This window comes from Halomonas sp. KHS3 (genome assembly GCF_000830495.1).
GTDB lineage: Bacteria > Pseudomonadota > Gammaproteobacteria > Pseudomonadales > Halomonadaceae > Vreelandella > Vreelandella titanicae.
In genome coordinates, this window is sequence record NZ_JWHY01000005.1 from 354949 (window position 1) to 369373 (window position 14425).

The following is a 14425-nucleotide window of genomic DNA, read 5'->3' on the forward strand; positions in this document are numbered from 1 at the left end:
AAAGCCTGCCTCACGGTGGGCTTTGTGCGTTTAGTAGCATGCCGCTTTAAGCGCTTTCAGTGACGATCTGGTCGACCTTCTCTACCGCCCGCACGATGAGCAGCTGGTGGTGGGCGGGTGTTTTCTCCTGCTGTAAATAGGCCGCCACGGCGGGAGCCACCTCGCACTTTGCGGGCATGGCTGCACGGGCATCCATCAAAGCGTTCAAGCGGGCAATAAACACAAAGCGTACCCATTGAGGCAGCGACATCGTGTCGATGCAAAATGGCTGCTGGCTGGCAAACGCCTCTGCATCGGGTGTTGGCATGCGCCATAGATCGGCGGCTTTCATCGACGCCTCAAGCTCTAGAAGTGCTGTCTGCAGCGGTTGATAAGTACTCATAAAGACGTGTGTCACTACCTCGGAAAATGAAAAGTGTGTCGTCTGCCCATTATCCCCACTCAGCGAGTGCCTTGCCACCTATCAACGCTTGCGGGAAGTTATCCATAGACTCACAGAAAACCTGCACGAGCCTGTGGATAAACTATGGAAAGGTGTCGCAACGCTTGCTCTCATGGGGCTTTCGCACAGTTGATTAATTTTTAACCGCATTGTCATTAATGCTAATGCCTTAAGGCATTGTCATTAACACCATGTTTTATCAGTCTCTGCGGCTGACAGTGTCACATCAGCAAGGTAGAGTGCAGGCTTGCAACGCGGAAGGATGTCATGCAACCAATTCAAACCCTTGATGAGTTTTTTACCCGCAGCGGTGGCGAGGTTTCCCTTTACCATATGGGGCGCCATGTCGTCTCCTGCCCGCGGGAGTCACTTGCCGCCTTTGAAGGTGGCGAAATGGCCTGGCCAGAACCCTGGCAAGGCCAAGCGCGCTTAGCCATTGTGTTTCGCCTTGGCGATATGCCCGAACCGGCTATTTGGTTCTTAGCCTTGCCACTGGACGAGCAGGGAATGATTGCCCCCGCCCAGCGCGATGCGTTTTTAAACCGGCTGCTGGAAACACTGGGGCGCGCGGTTTCTAACGTGGGTCGTGAAGAAACAGCGGACGTGGATCACTTAATGAAGGATAATCCCCTCGCCTTCACGCCTAACGTCACCTTCCAAGCCATGCTCAATGCACGCGCCACCCATGCGCGTGGGCTACCCGCCAGCCAGCATTTTGAGCCGGTTGATGCCTACTTGAGCGGCCAGCAAGCGATCGATTGGCAGGCATTGGGGTTACAAGGGATTGCCGATTACGTCGTGAGAATGGAAACACTTGACGCTGAATCGCTCGCGCAGCGGTTGCCTGAACTGCCTACCGCCGTTATCCACTCCTTGTGCTACTGTTTAGAGCACCAGCCATTGCCACAGGCGTTAGTCGCGGCACTGCAGCGTCGTGGCGAAGCCGCTGCACAAGCGGGCGACATCGAAACGCTGTGTGCCTGTCTGCGCGCAGTGGGCAATACGGATGCATCAGAGGTGGGTAATTGGTACACGGCCTTACTTAACAACTCAGCGGCCTGTGGGCCGGATGTGCTCGCGGCAATAGCCGGGCGCGGCTGGGGCTATCTTGAAGACGCGCAGCGCCTGCCACTTTTTCTGCAACGCTTAGCAGAAGATGAGCGTAGCGATTTTGCCGCCGTAGTGCGTGATATTGCGTTAATACCACGACTACGCTTACCGGTCATGATGGCACTGCGGGATGCGCCTGCTGGCTCCGCAACCCAACGCCGTTTGACACTGATGATGTCACAGAGGAACGCTTGATCCGATGTCACTTTTAATTGCAAGGAGTGAGCCGTGAAGGAATTACCCTATCAGGCCAAAGCGGTCATTGGCCGCCGCGAGATGGTGACGCTACCTGAACTAGGGCTTCACCTATGCTGTAAAGCTGACACTGGCGCGCGAACATCTGCACTGCATGCAGAAGAGATAGAGACCGATGAAGATGACCATGGTCAACTGTGGGTTAGCTTTATCACCCATAGCGGAGGGCCAGACACGCCAGCGCATCGCTTCCGTTTGCACCTGCATGATCGACGCCGGGTCACCAGTTCCAACGGTCATAGCGAGTGGCGCTATGTTATACGTACCCCGATGCAGATGGGCGATTTGAATTTCCCCATTGAACTGACCCTTACTGACCGCAGCAATATGCGCCACCCGATGCTACTAGGCCGTAGTGCCATGCGCCGCCTCCTGGTGGCCCCCGGTGCCGCATTCTTGCACGGTGAGCCTTAACCCCTTATTAGTCGCTTCAATCTCAGCTCGGAGTCTCCTACATGCATATCGCTCTGCTGTCACGCAATCGCAATTTGTACTCTACCCGCCGCCTGGTTGAAGCCGCAGAGCAGCGTGGGCATACCGCCCGCGTGGTGGACACGCTGCGTTGCTATATGAGCATTACCTCGCACCACCCTTCGATCCACTATAAAGGCCAAGAGATTGAGCCTTTCGATGCGGTGATCCCGCGCATTGGTTCATCGGTCACCTTTTACGGCTGTGCGGTGCTGCGCCAGTTTGAAATGATGGGCACCTACGTTATCAACGATAACGTCTCGATTACCCGTTCGCGGGATAAATTACGCTCACTGCAACTGCTGTCGCGTAAGGGGTTGGGGCTGCCAATTACCGGCTTTGCCCACTCCCCCGATGACATTCCCGACCTGATCACCATGGTCAAAGGTGCGCCGCTGGTCATTAAGCTGCTCGAAGGCACCCAGGGGATTGGTGTGGTATTGGCGGAAACCAACCAAGCCGCTGAATCCGTCATTCAAGCGTTCATGGGCATGAAAGCCAATATCATGGTGCAGGAGTACATCAAAGAGGCGCGTGGCGCCGATATTCGCTGCTTCGTGATTGGCGATAAAGTGGTCGCTTCAATGAAGCGCCAGGCGGCGGACGGTGAGTTTCGCTCGAATCTACACCGCGGCGGCACCGCCACCGTGATCCGCATCACCCCTGAGGAACGTTCAACGGCGATCCGTGCAGCCAAAGCCATGGGCCTGCGCGTTGCCGGTGTCGATTTGCTACGCTCCAATCACGGCCCGGTGATTATGGAGGTTAACTCTTCGCCTGGTTTGCAGGGCATTGAGAACGCCACCGGCAAAGATATTGCGGGAATGATCATTGAGCACATTGAAAGAAACGCTTCACCAGCCCGTAAAGCACCGCCCAAGCCTAAAGGCTAAGGCAAAATATTAAAATAATCCGTTTCGGGGGTGGCAAATAGTCGCTGTCACCCCCACAATCTGCGTCACCGAAGGAGGTAGACGCTCATGTTTCTCGATAATCGCCAAGTGGCGATGGACAGCGTATTGGAAGCGCTGGCCGATAGCATTGATTATTTCCAAGACAATATTGAACGCCTGCGCCCGTCGCTGCGTGACGCTTTAAAGCCGCATTATGCTGCGCGGCTCAAGCAGATGCGCCAGCTGCAGGATCTGGCCCGTGCGCATTTAAAAATGCTGCCCCGGGATGCAGACGTTGAGCGCGATGATTTTTTATGGCTGTGGAGCCGTCTAAAAAGCTTTGTCGGCAACGATAGCCAAGTACTCATCAATGAGCTATTAGAGCAAGAGCGTGTATTAATGCAGGCGCTCTCCTCTCTGTATACCCACCCGTTACCCGATCCGATTGAACCGGTGGTAGAAGAGTGCATGCAGGGGTGCCGTAAGCTTATCCGCGAGCTGTATGCGCTGCAAAAGCGCAAAACCCACCGCTAACGCCCTATAGACACGCTGCTAGGGGCTTTAAGCTATCTATGCTCAGGACCTCTATGCTCAAGGGCCTGGTCAAAGGGCTATGGAGGGCTAAAGCGCTCGTTTAGTGATGGCAGAATAAGGTCTATGGGCGTCCGCCTGGGTAATTCGATGGGCTCAGGCGTACCGAGAAAATAGGGCTCCCTCCCCCATACATAGAGATCACCCAGGGTGGCTACGCGTGCTGCCCACTCGCGCAGCTTTAAACGCCACCCCACTGCTACGGTAGGATCATCCGCCACACAGCCAGTGACATCGATACCTAGCGCACGACCAATAAATACCGCGCGGGGAAGATGCCAGCTCTGGGTGATCAGCAGGGCTTTATCCAGCTGAAAAACGTCTCGGGCACGCGCTAGCGTGTCGTAGGTGCTAAAACCAGCAAAATCCATGGTCAGCTGTTCAGACGCGACACCGCGTCGATACAGCTCGCGCCACATTGCGCGCGGCTCGTTATACGCCTGGGTACGATTATCCCCAGAGAGCAAAAGATGCTCGACCTGAGCCTGCTCAATTAAAGTAGCAGCGGTTCGCATGCGCGCATGGAAGTGCGGGTTTCTCACCCCACTACGCGTCCAGTGAGACGTACCGAAGACAATCCCCACTTCTGCTGGACGACACTGCTGCGGCTGACGCTCAATGTAAGCGGCGGTCGTCGCGAGCACCCAAAAATTGCCGCCTATAAACAGCAATGTCGCCAGCAGCGACAGTGCTCCTAGCGACATTAATAAACGCTTTAGCCATTTCAACAAAAGGTTATGCATCCAGCTCCCCAGCCGGGGTTAGAACATGCCGAGTTCAAGCTTGGCCTCGTCACTCATCATGTCACGGCTCCAGGGCGGGCTGAAGACTATTTCGGTGTGAACCTTGCTGATCTGCGGCGCACCGAGGATCTTATTGCGCGCATCCGCCGCGATTACATCGCCCATCCCACACCCAGGGGCGGTCAGCGTCATGCGGATAGTTACCATACGCTCACCACTGATAAGGCGCTCGATACGGCAGCCGTAGACAAGCCCCAAGTCAACGATATTGACCGGTATCTCCGGGTCAAAGCAGGTGCGCAGTTGATCCCACACGAACTGCTCAATCTCTTCCTCGGTAGCCGTTTCGGGCAGCGTAGGACGCGGGAGCGACTCAAGCCCCAGGGCATCCAGGTTTTGCCCCTCAATCAAATAGAGGCGCCCTTCAAAACCAACGCTTACCGTACTGCCTTTCGCCTGCATAACGCTAACAACGCTATCTTCAGCCAGTGTTTCCGTACTGCCAAACGGAATGGCAATGGCTTCCACATCGCGCTGGAGCGGTAACTGTTGGCCACGTTCCAGACTGGCAACTTGCTCAAGATCCATAACTGTCCTTAAATGACGATTCTTAAAGAACCGACCTTAACGCACCATACCAATGACACGTTGGAGTGCTTCTACAAAGCGATCCACTTCTTCGAGCGTATTATACGCAGCAAATGAAGCGCGGCACGTCGCGTCGACCCCAAAATGATGCAACAAGGGCTGCGCGCAGTGGTGACCGGTACGAATAGCGACGCCAAGCTGATCGATCAGCAAGCCAATATCTTGCGAATGCGCCCCTTCCACAATAAAGGAAAGAACGGCCGCTTTATCCGGCGCAGTGCCTAAAATACGTAGACCATCGATTTGACCGACCGCCTGGGTAGCGTGATCGAGCAGTTGGCCTTCCCAGGCGCCGATGGCATCTATGCCAATGCTCTCCATCCACTCAAGCGCTCGACCCAGGGCAATGACCTCCGCAATAGCGGGCGTGCCCGCTTCAAACTTATGAGGAATAGCGGCAAAAGTGGTACCCGCATCAAAGGAGACCGTGCTGATCATCTCCCCGCCCCCCTGCCAGGGCGGCATCGCTTCAAGCAGCGCCTGCTTGCCGTAGAGCACACCAACGCCTGTCGGCCCATACACTTTGTGGCCAGAGAAGGCATAGAAGTCAGCATCGATTGCCTGCACATCGACCACTTGGTGAGGTGCTGCCTGAGCACCATCAATCAGAATCAGCGCACCCTGCTGATGGGCAAGGGTTGCCATCTCTTGCACCGGGTTGATGGTTCCCAGAGCATTAGAGACATGGTTCACCGCCACCAGCTTAGTGCGCTCACTCAGCAGCGAGCGATAGGCAGCCATATCCAGCGCGCCGTTGGCCTCAACGGGAATCACCTTAATAGTAAAGCCAATCTCGGCGGCCAACAGCTGCCAGGGAACAATATTGGAGTGATGCTCCAACATCGAAATCAACACCTCATCGCCAGGTGCAAGATTTGCACGCCCCCAGCTATGCACGACCAGATTAATCGCTTCCGTGGTGCCGCGGGTAAAGATGATCTGACGCGCATCTTCCGCATTAAGGAACGCCTTAACCCGGTGGCGCGTGCCTTCAAACGCCGCCGTCGCCTCATCGGCGAGAGTATGCAGCCCGCGGTGAATATTGGCATTATAGCGCGAGTAGTAATCGCTAAACACGTCAATCACCTGCTGAGGCGTTTGGCTAGTGGCCGCATTATCTAAATAGATCAGCGGCTTGCCGTGCACCTCACGGGCCAGCACCGGAAAGTCCTGGCGCAGGCGCATAACATCAAAGGTCGCTTGCGCAGGGCTTGTTTGCACAGTGCCTGTTTGAGAAGGGCTAGACGTTGGCTCAATAACGGAATGTGGCATCAGACGCTCCTGATTGGGTAGTGGCGCTAGTCGTTAAGTGAAACCGCCGCTTCGACAAGCCCGGCAAGGTTGAAGCGCTCTGGCAGCTTACCGGCGACCGCTAACTCAACGCGCTCGGCAATCGCATCCAGGGTGACTTTGTCCAACACCTCGCCAGCGAAAGCGAGCGTTAGCAGACCGCGAGCGGTGGCTTCATCGATACCGCGGGTACGCAGCGCATAAATCGCCTCTTCGTCTAGCTGGCCTGTAGTCGTGCCGTGTGAGCACTTAACGTCATCGGCGTAGATTTCAAGCTCAGGCTTGGCATCAATGTGGGCACGATCCGATAGCAGTAGGTTTTGGTTACTCTGAAAACCTTCGATCTTCTGGCTATCGCGCTTGACGTAGACCTTGCCGTTAAACACCCCGTGGGCGCGATCATCCAGAATGCCCTTGTAGTTCTCATTGGAGAACGTCAGCGGCGCATTGTGGTTGACCTTGGTATGGTTGTCGACGTGTTGGCGACCCTGACCAAAGAACAGACCCAGGAAGTTGGTTTCAGCGCCCTGGCCGTTCAAGTCACTGATCAGATCGTTGCGCACCAGCGCACCGCCCAGGCTCAGGTTATAGGAGGTATAGCGCGTATCGCGGCCCTGCTCTACGTGAATGCTCGCCACGTGCAAATCACCCAACGGCGCTTCTTGCAGCTTGTAGTGGGCCAGTATCGCGCCCCGGTCTAGCATCAGCTCGCCAACTACGTTGGTGAAGTTCGTCGCTTCGCTTTCACCTGTGTAGTGCTCAATCAGCGTCGCCTCGCTGCGGCCTCCTGCCTCCACCAGCACCCGCGGGTGACACATCACCGGCTGGCCTGCGCGGGACAGAAACTGCAGCAGGATGGGCTTCTCAACCACTGTTCCCGGTGCAATGCGAACCACTGCCCCCTCTTCCATAAACGCCGTGTTTAGCGCGGCGAAGGGCGAAAAATCCACCCCGGTTAGGCGCCCAAGCGGGCCACCCACGGCTTCGTGGTTCTCTGCTAGCGCCTTGGAAAGCGGTAATACCTGAACGCTTGACGGCAGTGAATCCAAATCAGAGAGCGCCGATGAGAAAACGCCATCCACGAAGGTCAGCCGGTAGGCATCAATCGGCAGCGTTAGCGCCGCGGCGGTGGCCGGAGAGAACTCAGCGTTGTCGGCTATTGCAAAGTTGCCCTGGGCAATCGAACGTACGTCGGTGTACTTCCACTCTTCATCGCGACGCGTAGGAAAACCCAGCGCCTCAAAACGTGCAGCACCCGCCTGGCGACGAGCAGCAATCCAGGTCGGTTCCGCTGTGTAGTTCGAGCTGCGCGCCTTCAGCGTGTCTAAAAAGGTTTGCGTATCGCTCATGCCACAGACTCCTCGATACCTTCGTACCCATTGGCTTCCAGCTGTTTGGCCAGCTCGGCATCACCGGTTTTGACAATACGGCCATCGACCAAGACGTGAACCTGGTCTGGCACGATGTAATCCAGCAGACGCTGGTAGTGGGTGACCAGTAGAATGGCGCGGTCTTCAGCGCGCAGGCTGTTGACACCATCGGCGACCACTTTCATGGCGTCGATATCCAGGCCGGAATCGATCTCATCGAGCATCGCAAGCTTCGGCTGAAGCACCAGCATTTGCAGGATCTCGTTGCGTTTTTTCTCACCGCCAGAGAAGCCTTCGTTAACGGCGCGCTGTAGGAAGCTAGCGTCCATTTTCATGTAACCAAGCTTCTCTTTCACCAGCTTCATAAACTCTGGCGCTGGCATTTCGCCTTCGCCGCGGGCTACGCGCTGGGCATTAAGCGCAGACTTCAGCAGGTAAATGTTTTTAACCCCTGGAATCTCGACCGGGTACTGGAAACCCAACAGCAAGCCAGCCTGGGCGCGCTCTTCAATTTCCATTTCGAGCACATCCTTGCCATCGAAGGTAACCGTGCCCTGGGTGACTTCATAGCCATCTTTACCGGCAATCACCGCGGATAGCGTCGATTTACCCGCGCCGTTCGGCCCCATGATGGCGTGCACTTCACCCGCATTGATGGTCAGGGTGAGGCCTTTGAGGATTTCATTGCCTTCGACGGTGACGTGTAAATCTTTCACTTGCAACATATTGAATACCTTCTGATTCTGGCGAGTCGCCACGGCGACACTGATAAAATTGGGTGAACTGGACAACCAGCGATTAACCTACCGCGCCTTCCAGGGTGACGTTGAGCAGTGCTTCGGCTTCAACGGCAAACTCCATCGGCAGTTCCTGGAAGACATCCTTGCAGAAACCGTTAACGATCATGCTGACCGCGTCTTCTTCAGAGATACCGCGGCTCTGGCAGTAGAACAGCTGGTCTTCACCGATTTTCGAGGTGGTCGCTTCGTGCTCAATGGTCGCCGTGCTATTGCCAATTTCCTGATAAGGGAAAGTATGCGCACCGCACTTATCACCTATCAACAGCGAGTCACACTGGGTGAAGTTACGCGCCCCTTTGGCCCGCGGGCCAATTTTCACCAGGCCGCGATAGGATTGGTCACTCCTGCCCGCTGAGATACCTTTGGCGACGATATACGAACGCGTGCCTTCGCCAATATGAATCATCTTGGTGCCGGTATCGGCCTGCTGGCGACCATTGGTAACGGCGACGGAGTAGAACTCGCCGATACTGTCTTTGCCGCGCAGTACGCAGGAGGGGTATTTCCAGGTAATCGCCGAGCCGGTTTCTACCTGCGTCCAGCTAATCCGTGAACGGTCACCACGGCAGTCACCGCGCTTGGTGACGAAGTTATAGATACCGCCTACGCCATTTTCATCACCGGGGTACCAGTTCTGCACGGTGGAGTATTTGATATAGGCGTCGTCCAGAGCGACAAGTTCGACCACCGCGGCGTGAAGCTGGTTCTCATCGCGCATTGGAGCCGTACAGCCTTCCAGGTAAGAGACCTGGGCACGGCTTTCGCAAATAATCAGCGTGCGCTCAAACTGGCCAGTGTTGGCCGCGTTAATGCGGAAGTACGTAGACAGCTCCATCGGGCAAGTCACGCCTTCTGGCACAAACACAAAGGAGCCATCGGTAAACACCGCTGAGTTCAGCGCGGCAAAGTAGTTGTCCGCCACGGGAACGACCGTGCCCAAGTACTGTTTGATCAGTTCCGGGTAGTCGCGAATGGCTTCAGAAATGGAGCAGAAGATAACCCCTGCTTCGCCAAGCTGCTTTTTGAAGGTAGTGGCGACCGAAACGGAGTCAAACACCGCATCGACGGCAACTCCTGCCAGCGCGGCGCGTTCGTGCAACGGAATACCCAGTTTCTCATAGGTTTCCAGCAGTTTGGGATCCACTTCATCCAAGCTTTGCGGGCGGTCTTCCGGGCGTTTCGGCGCACTGAAATAGGAGATCGATTGGTAATCAATCGGCGGATAGTCGAGATGCGCCCAGGAAGGAGCTTCCATCTTCAACCACTGGCGGTAGGCATCCAGACGCCACTCCAGCATCCACTCCGGCTCGCCCTTCTTTTTGGAAATAAAGGCGATGGTGTTTTCATCCAGGCCAGGTGGCAGGGTGTCGCTCTCAATATCGGTTACAAAGCCATCTTTGTATTCGCGACGAACCAACTGTTCCATTTCTTCGCTTGCCATGGTGATACCCTCCGGGCAGTTGGGTGGCGAGGTCATCGCCTTTAATAATAAAGTAGGCCTGCTGTACTCGCGCCGCCGTTAGGCCGACGCCGCCGACAGGCTGATCGTTTGAATAGGCAGTTGTACTGGCAGCTTAATCGGCGCTGTATCAGCCAGATGCGCCAGGGTCACGCTCTCTAGCAGAGTACGCATGGCCAAGGAGACCCGCTGCCAGTTGTCTGCCACACCGCAGGTAGCCACAAGCTCACAATCGCCTTCTGCTTGGCTGCACTCGGTCATGGCGACGGGGCCTTCAATCGCCGCAATAATATCGGCGGCAGTAATCTGCGATGCGGGCCGGGCCAGGCGGTAACCGCCTTGGGCGCCACGCTGAGAAACCAGCAGCCCTGCCCGCACTAGCATTTTGAGCGTTTTACTCACCGTCGGATGGGGCAACTGCACGGCCTCTGCTAACTCTGCCGCTGCATGCGACGCCTGGGAATGGCGGGCAATTTGCGCCATGACCACCGCGGCATAGTCTGTCAGCCGAGAAAGCTTAAGCATGTCGACTCCCTTTATGTCATCAGTACGCAGCAAATCAAATGGTCGCCACGTCAATTGAGTACCATTTTAGTCCTGTATAAATTTGATGTGAAGCCCCTGAGCAAAATGGATAGCAATTTACGCAAAATATCGGCACGTTCGGCGCTGATAGCATCAAAAACAACAATCATTATCATTTAGGAAAGCTATCATCAGTCATTCTTTGCTTTATGGCTTTACACTTAATGATGGCGTCTGGTAGTTTCGGCTAGGTATCAGATGCCATCATTGTGGATGGCAAATGCTATTCGAGGTGACGACATGGATTCAGCGGTAAATAACATGGTAAGTGCATCAATGGCGCTTCAGCAGGTGCAGATAAGCCAACAGGCCCAGCTCAGCGTTTTTAAACAAGCGTTAGATGGCAGTGCATCACAGATTGCCGCGCTGATGGAGAGTGTTTCGATGGATCCGCAACTGGCCACCAGTGGCAGCGTAGGTACGCAGATTAATACGACTGCGTAATAAACGTTAGGCTAGATAAATCAATAGCCCCCTGGTCAATGCCAGGGGGCTATTTTTTTAACGATCTGCTTTAGCGCTAGGCTTTCTTAACAAATTCGGATTTAAGCTTCATCGGGCCGATACCGTCAATTTTACAGTCGATATCGTGGTCGCCTTCAACTAAGCGAATGCTTTTCACTTTGGTACCCACTTTAACCACCAGTGAACTGCCCTTAACCTTCAAGTCCTTGATCACCGTTACGCTATCACCGTCGGCCAGCATATTGCCGTTGGCATCGCGCACGCCTGAAGCGTCATCAGCGCCCTCTTCTTCTGCCACTTTTGACCACTCATGGCCGCACTCTGGGCAGACATATTGCAGACCATCATCGTAGCTAAACTCAGAGGCACAGGCAGGACAGTTAGGCAGGTCACTCATCAGACGGCTCCATCACCACAGTTAGAAAGCGATGGAGCCTACACGGGTTACGCAAAATGTCCAGCCAAAGGCTAGATCAATCGCGCTGGTAAGTACCCACCAAACGGTTCATTCCCAGCAGGTGAGGCTCTACTTCTTTGAGCAGTTCAGCCAGCGTGAGCCCTTCAGGGAGCGAGGTTTGATGATCCAGCGCCAGCACCCAGAAATAATAAAGATGCTTGCCGTGCCCTTCTGGCGGCATCGGGCCACAATAGCCAGTACCACCTTTATCATTTGCGCCGACGGTGCCCGCCGCCGTCTTTTCAGTTAATTCCTGAATATCGCCGGGTAGGTTATAGAGCACCCAGTGGACAAAGCCATAGCTACCGTCTTTGACCAACGGCGCGTCCGGGTCATGACAGATCACTGCAAACCCTTGGGTTCCCTCGGGAGCGTCTTGCCAAGCAAGTGCTGGCGAAACATCCTCACCTTCCCCGGTGTGCTTGGCAGGGATCGCCTGATGGTCAGCAAACGCCGGGCTGGTAACCTGCATTGATGAAAGTGCAAATGTCATGTTTTATCTCCTTGGTTTATCTAATGTGCCTTTCGCTCCTAGTCTCACAACTCCACCGGCCTTGTTTCTTCAGGCGGCGCTTAACCCAGGCATCATAAAGCGCCCGCAAGCCCGATTTAATGCCCGGTAGACCAATGATCCAGGCAGCCGGCGCCAACAGGGGAATACGCTTCATTAATAAACGGTAAGCATCGATCCCCTCCACCAATTGCCCAGATGCTGTTTCGATATGCAGAGAACGCAGCGCCATGTCGGGATCGACGCCCTTTTGCTGTAGCGCCTGGTGATGTTCACTCACATCAAGCCAAGCGATATCAGCGGCATGCCGCCCCGACCAGCGCTCATAGCGGCGGCGCTCTTTACGACACAGCGGGCACTTCGCATCGTAAAAGACATTGATAGAAGTCTTATTGGGCATATAGCCTCTCTAGTTAACGACACTAAAGCAGTGTGGCATTTTCAGTACTAGTCGCAAACCTTTACATATTCACTGCTTATTTAGGCTACGGCTATGACATCTGAGTTCAAAAAACAGCTATTAATTGTTGCCCATGCCCCTTCGGCGAATACCCGCTTATTGCGTGATGCGGCTTTCCAGGGCGCGAGTCATCCCGACCTTGAGCAGGTGCACTGTGTGGTAAAAGCGCCCTTGGAAGCTGGACCAGACGACGTGCTTGCTTGCGATGCGATTCTGCTCGGCACCACAGAAAACCTGGGTTATATGAGCGGCGCCCTCAAGGATTTTTTTGATCGCAGCTACTATTCTGTCATTGAAAAGAAACAGGGATTACCCTGCGCGCTCTATATTCGCGCGGGGCACGATGGCACGGGCACCCAACGCGCAGTAGAAAGCATCGTCACTGGCTTACGCTGGCGATGGGTACAGCCACCGCTCATTTTGTGCGGCGAGTGGCAGCCCTCATTTGCAGATCAGGTAGAAGAGCTCAGCATGACCCTAGCGTTTAGTGTTGAGAGTGGCATTGTTTGAAAGTGACATGGTTTGAGAGTGATATTGTATAACCTCGCCTAGCCTGCCTTACTGTAGATAAGCATTTCGTGCCCATTGTGCGATTAAAGGGCGGCAGTACTTGCTTGAATTTACTGCTGTTACTTAACGCACGTACATTAGGTAGCCATTATGCATAAAGTCATTGCTTTCTATGATGATCGGGTGCTCGCTCACGAGCCCAATATTGACGCCGACTTTCTACCTCAACGGATCGATAAGCGCATTCGACATCTGCTTGCAGGACTCCCTGTGCCATGGAAATACCCCGAACACCCCGGCCGCTTGAAAGCCATTCAGCACCTGCTTGAGAAAGCGCCCATTGCGGGCCTGCACATTGAAGGTGGCAAAGCAGCCACCCATGAACAACTCGCCAGGGTGCATACCACGTCCTATCTAAGCGATATTTTTAGCCTGCGCGGGAAAAATGCCTGGTTGGATGTGGATACCACAGCGGTCTCACCGGGTAGCGTCGATGCCGCCGAAGTCGCCGCGGGAACGGCCATTGCCGCAGTAGAAGCGGTCATGGAGAAACGCGCTAAAAGTGCCTTTGCACTTGTACGCCCGCCGGGACACCACGCGGAGCCCGTTCGCGCCCGTGGCTTTTGTTTATTCAACAATGTAGCGGTCGCCGCAGCCCATGCGCGCAGTGCGCTGGGTTGTGAGAGAGTGCTGATTGTTGACTGGGACGCCCATCACGGCAACGGCACCCAGGATATTTTTTGGGCAGAGCCGGACGTAATGTTTTTCGATATTCACCGCGCAGCACCCTTCTATCCCGGCTCAGGCCATCTGGAAGAAGTGGGCGCCGGTTTAGCTGAAGGCACCACCATCAATGTTCCGTTACCGGCTGGCGCTGGCGACGAAGCGTATCTCAAGGCATTTCGTGACATTCTTGCTCCGGCCGCAGCGTGGTTTAAGCCCGACATTATTTTAGTTTCGGCAGGGTTTGACCCCCACTGGCACGATTTGGCCTTAAACGTTTCCTATGAGGGTTTTGGCGCACTGACCGGTTTCTTGCAACAACTGGCCGAACAACACTGCGATGGCCGCTTGGTGTTCGTATTAGAGGGCGGCTACAACCTGGAGTCACTGTCCAACGGCACTAGAGCCGTACTTGCCGTATTGGCGGGCAACACCGTGCCTGTGCCCGATACCTGCGGCATTGCGGAAGTCCAAGCCGCGGCGGATTTCCACCGCACGGCTTTTCAATCGGAATAATTTCGCTGCTCATAAAAACGGCACCTCGTGAACTGACCCCATAAACTTGGACAGTGAAAAACTAAGCAGCCAAGGCCTGATTTCGGTACTGCACCGGACTCAGGCCTTTTAATTTGGTCTTAATCC

At 54.9% G+C, this 14425-nt stretch carries 19 protein-coding genes; 7 read left to right on the plus strand and 12 right to left on the minus strand.

Annotation, left to right across the window (positions count from 1 at the left end; genetic code table 11):
* Positions 1-46: 46 nt before the first annotated feature.
* Positions 47-382 carry a YqcC family protein gene (locus RO22_RS14830; protein WP_027958669.1) on the minus strand — a complete coding sequence of 112 codons (336 nt, stop codon included), beginning with the start codon at positions 380-382 and terminating at the stop codon, positions 47-49.
* Positions 383-709: 327 nt separating this feature from the next.
* On the opposite strand from RO22_RS14830, the gene RO22_RS14835 reads away from it, so the two are divergent.
* The 4 genes from RO22_RS14835 (at position 710) to RO22_RS14850 (ending at position 3705) form a co-directional block, all read left to right on the plus strand.
* Positions 710-1747 (plus strand): DUF3549 family protein, encoded by a 1038-nt coding sequence (locus RO22_RS14835; RefSeq protein WP_009287109.1) that lies wholly within the window; start codon positions 710-712, stop codon positions 1745-1747.
* A gap of 33 nt (positions 1748-1780) precedes the next feature.
* The gene (locus tag RO22_RS14840) at positions 1781-2221 is read left to right on the plus strand and encodes an ATP-dependent zinc protease (RefSeq protein ID WP_009287110.1); all 441 of its coding nucleotides are present in this window, start codon (positions 1781-1783) and stop codon (positions 2219-2221) included.
* A 41-nt stretch (positions 2222-2262) separates the two neighbouring features.
* Positions 2263-3171: a 30S ribosomal protein S6--L-glutamate ligase gene (gene rimK, locus RO22_RS14845; RefSeq protein WP_009287111.1), complete on the plus strand. Its 909-nt coding sequence runs from the start codon at positions 2263-2265 to the stop codon at positions 3169-3171.
* 87 nt (positions 3172-3258) lie between these two features.
* Complete coding sequence (locus tag RO22_RS14850) at positions 3259-3705, plus strand: hypothetical protein (RefSeq protein ID WP_009287112.1); 447 nt, start codon at positions 3259-3261, stop codon at positions 3703-3705.
* Between the two features lie 77 nt (positions 3706-3782).
* Here RO22_RS14850 and RO22_RS14855 read toward each other — a convergent pair whose 3' ends face one another.
* The 7 genes from RO22_RS14855 to RO22_RS14885 form a co-directional block, all read right to left on the minus strand.
* Positions 3783-4505: a vancomycin high temperature exclusion protein gene (locus tag RO22_RS14855; RefSeq protein WP_009287113.1), complete on the minus strand. Its 723-nt coding sequence runs from the start codon at positions 4503-4505 to the stop codon at positions 3783-3785.
* Positions 4506-4523: 18 nt separating this feature from the next.
* Positions 4524-5093: a putative Fe-S cluster assembly protein SufT gene (sufT, locus tag RO22_RS14860; RefSeq protein ID WP_009287114.1), complete on the minus strand. Its 570-nt coding sequence runs from the start codon at positions 5091-5093 to the stop codon at positions 4524-4526.
* Between the two features lie 36 nt (positions 5094-5129).
* Positions 5130-6425, minus strand: a complete 1296-nt coding sequence (locus RO22_RS14865; RefSeq protein ID WP_041158649.1) for a cysteine desulfurase — start codon at positions 6423-6425, stop codon at positions 5130-5132.
* A gap of 26 nt (positions 6426-6451) precedes the next feature.
* A complete protein-coding gene (gene sufD / locus RO22_RS14870) occupies positions 6452-7792 on the minus strand; it encodes a Fe-S cluster assembly protein SufD (protein WP_027958667.1) in 1341 nt (446 codons plus the stop codon).
* Positions 7789-8538 (minus strand): Fe-S cluster assembly ATPase SufC, encoded by a 750-nt coding sequence (gene sufC, locus RO22_RS14875; RefSeq protein WP_027958666.1) that lies wholly within the window; start codon positions 8536-8538, stop codon positions 7789-7791. Before sufC ends, sufD begins: the two co-directional genes overlap by 4 nt.
* Before the next feature lie 73 nt (positions 8539-8611).
* A complete protein-coding gene (gene sufB / locus RO22_RS14880; RefSeq protein WP_022522975.1) occupies positions 8612-10054 on the minus strand; it encodes a Fe-S cluster assembly protein SufB in 1443 nt (480 codons plus the stop codon).
* A 78-nt stretch (positions 10055-10132) separates the two neighbouring features.
* The gene (locus tag RO22_RS14885; protein ID WP_022522974.1) at positions 10133-10597 is read right to left on the minus strand and encodes an SUF system Fe-S cluster assembly regulator; all 465 of its coding nucleotides are present in this window, start codon (positions 10595-10597) and stop codon (positions 10133-10135) included.
* A gap of 300 nt (positions 10598-10897) precedes the next feature.
* On the opposite strand from RO22_RS14885, the gene RO22_RS14890 reads away from it, so the two are divergent.
* Entirely contained in the window at positions 10898-11101 is a 204-nt protein-coding gene (locus tag RO22_RS14890; RefSeq protein WP_027958665.1) for a putative motility protein, read from the plus strand.
* A gap of 76 nt (positions 11102-11177) precedes the next feature.
* On the opposite strand, the gene RO22_RS14895 is transcribed toward RO22_RS14890, so the two are convergent.
* The 3 genes from RO22_RS14895 to RO22_RS14905 form a co-directional block, all read right to left on the minus strand.
* Entirely contained in the window at positions 11178-11519 is a 342-nt protein-coding gene (locus RO22_RS14895) for a zinc ribbon domain-containing protein YjdM (RefSeq protein ID WP_022522972.1), read from the minus strand.
* A gap of 76 nt (positions 11520-11595) precedes the next feature.
* Positions 11596-12072, minus strand: a complete 477-nt coding sequence (locus tag RO22_RS14900) for a YbhB/YbcL family Raf kinase inhibitor-like protein (RefSeq protein WP_041158650.1) — start codon at positions 12070-12072, stop codon at positions 11596-11598.
* A gap of 16 nt (positions 12073-12088) precedes the next feature.
* The gene (locus RO22_RS14905; protein WP_009287121.1) at positions 12089-12490 is read right to left on the minus strand and encodes a thiol-disulfide oxidoreductase DCC family protein; all 402 of its coding nucleotides are present in this window, start codon (positions 12488-12490) and stop codon (positions 12089-12091) included.
* A 93-nt stretch (positions 12491-12583) separates the two neighbouring features.
* Between RO22_RS14905 and RO22_RS14910 the strand changes: the two genes are divergently transcribed.
* Together RO22_RS14910 and RO22_RS14915 are read left to right on the plus strand one after the other, a co-directional pair.
* The gene (locus tag RO22_RS14910) at positions 12584-13060 is read left to right on the plus strand and encodes a flavodoxin family protein (protein WP_041158651.1); all 477 of its coding nucleotides are present in this window, start codon (positions 12584-12586) and stop codon (positions 13058-13060) included.
* 150 nt (positions 13061-13210) lie between these two features.
* Positions 13211-14299 carry a histone deacetylase gene (locus RO22_RS14915; RefSeq protein WP_041158652.1) on the plus strand — a complete coding sequence of 363 codons (1089 nt, stop codon included), beginning with the start codon at positions 13211-13213 and terminating at the stop codon, positions 14297-14299.
* Positions 14300-14360: 61 nt separating this feature from the next.
* Here RO22_RS14915 and RO22_RS25355 read toward each other — a convergent pair whose 3' ends face one another.
* Positions 14361-14423, minus strand: coding sequence for an IS3 family transposase (locus RO22_RS25355; protein ID WP_152618913.1), 63 nt, complete (start codon positions 14421-14423; stop codon positions 14361-14363).
* Positions 14424-14425: the final 2 nt, after the last annotated feature.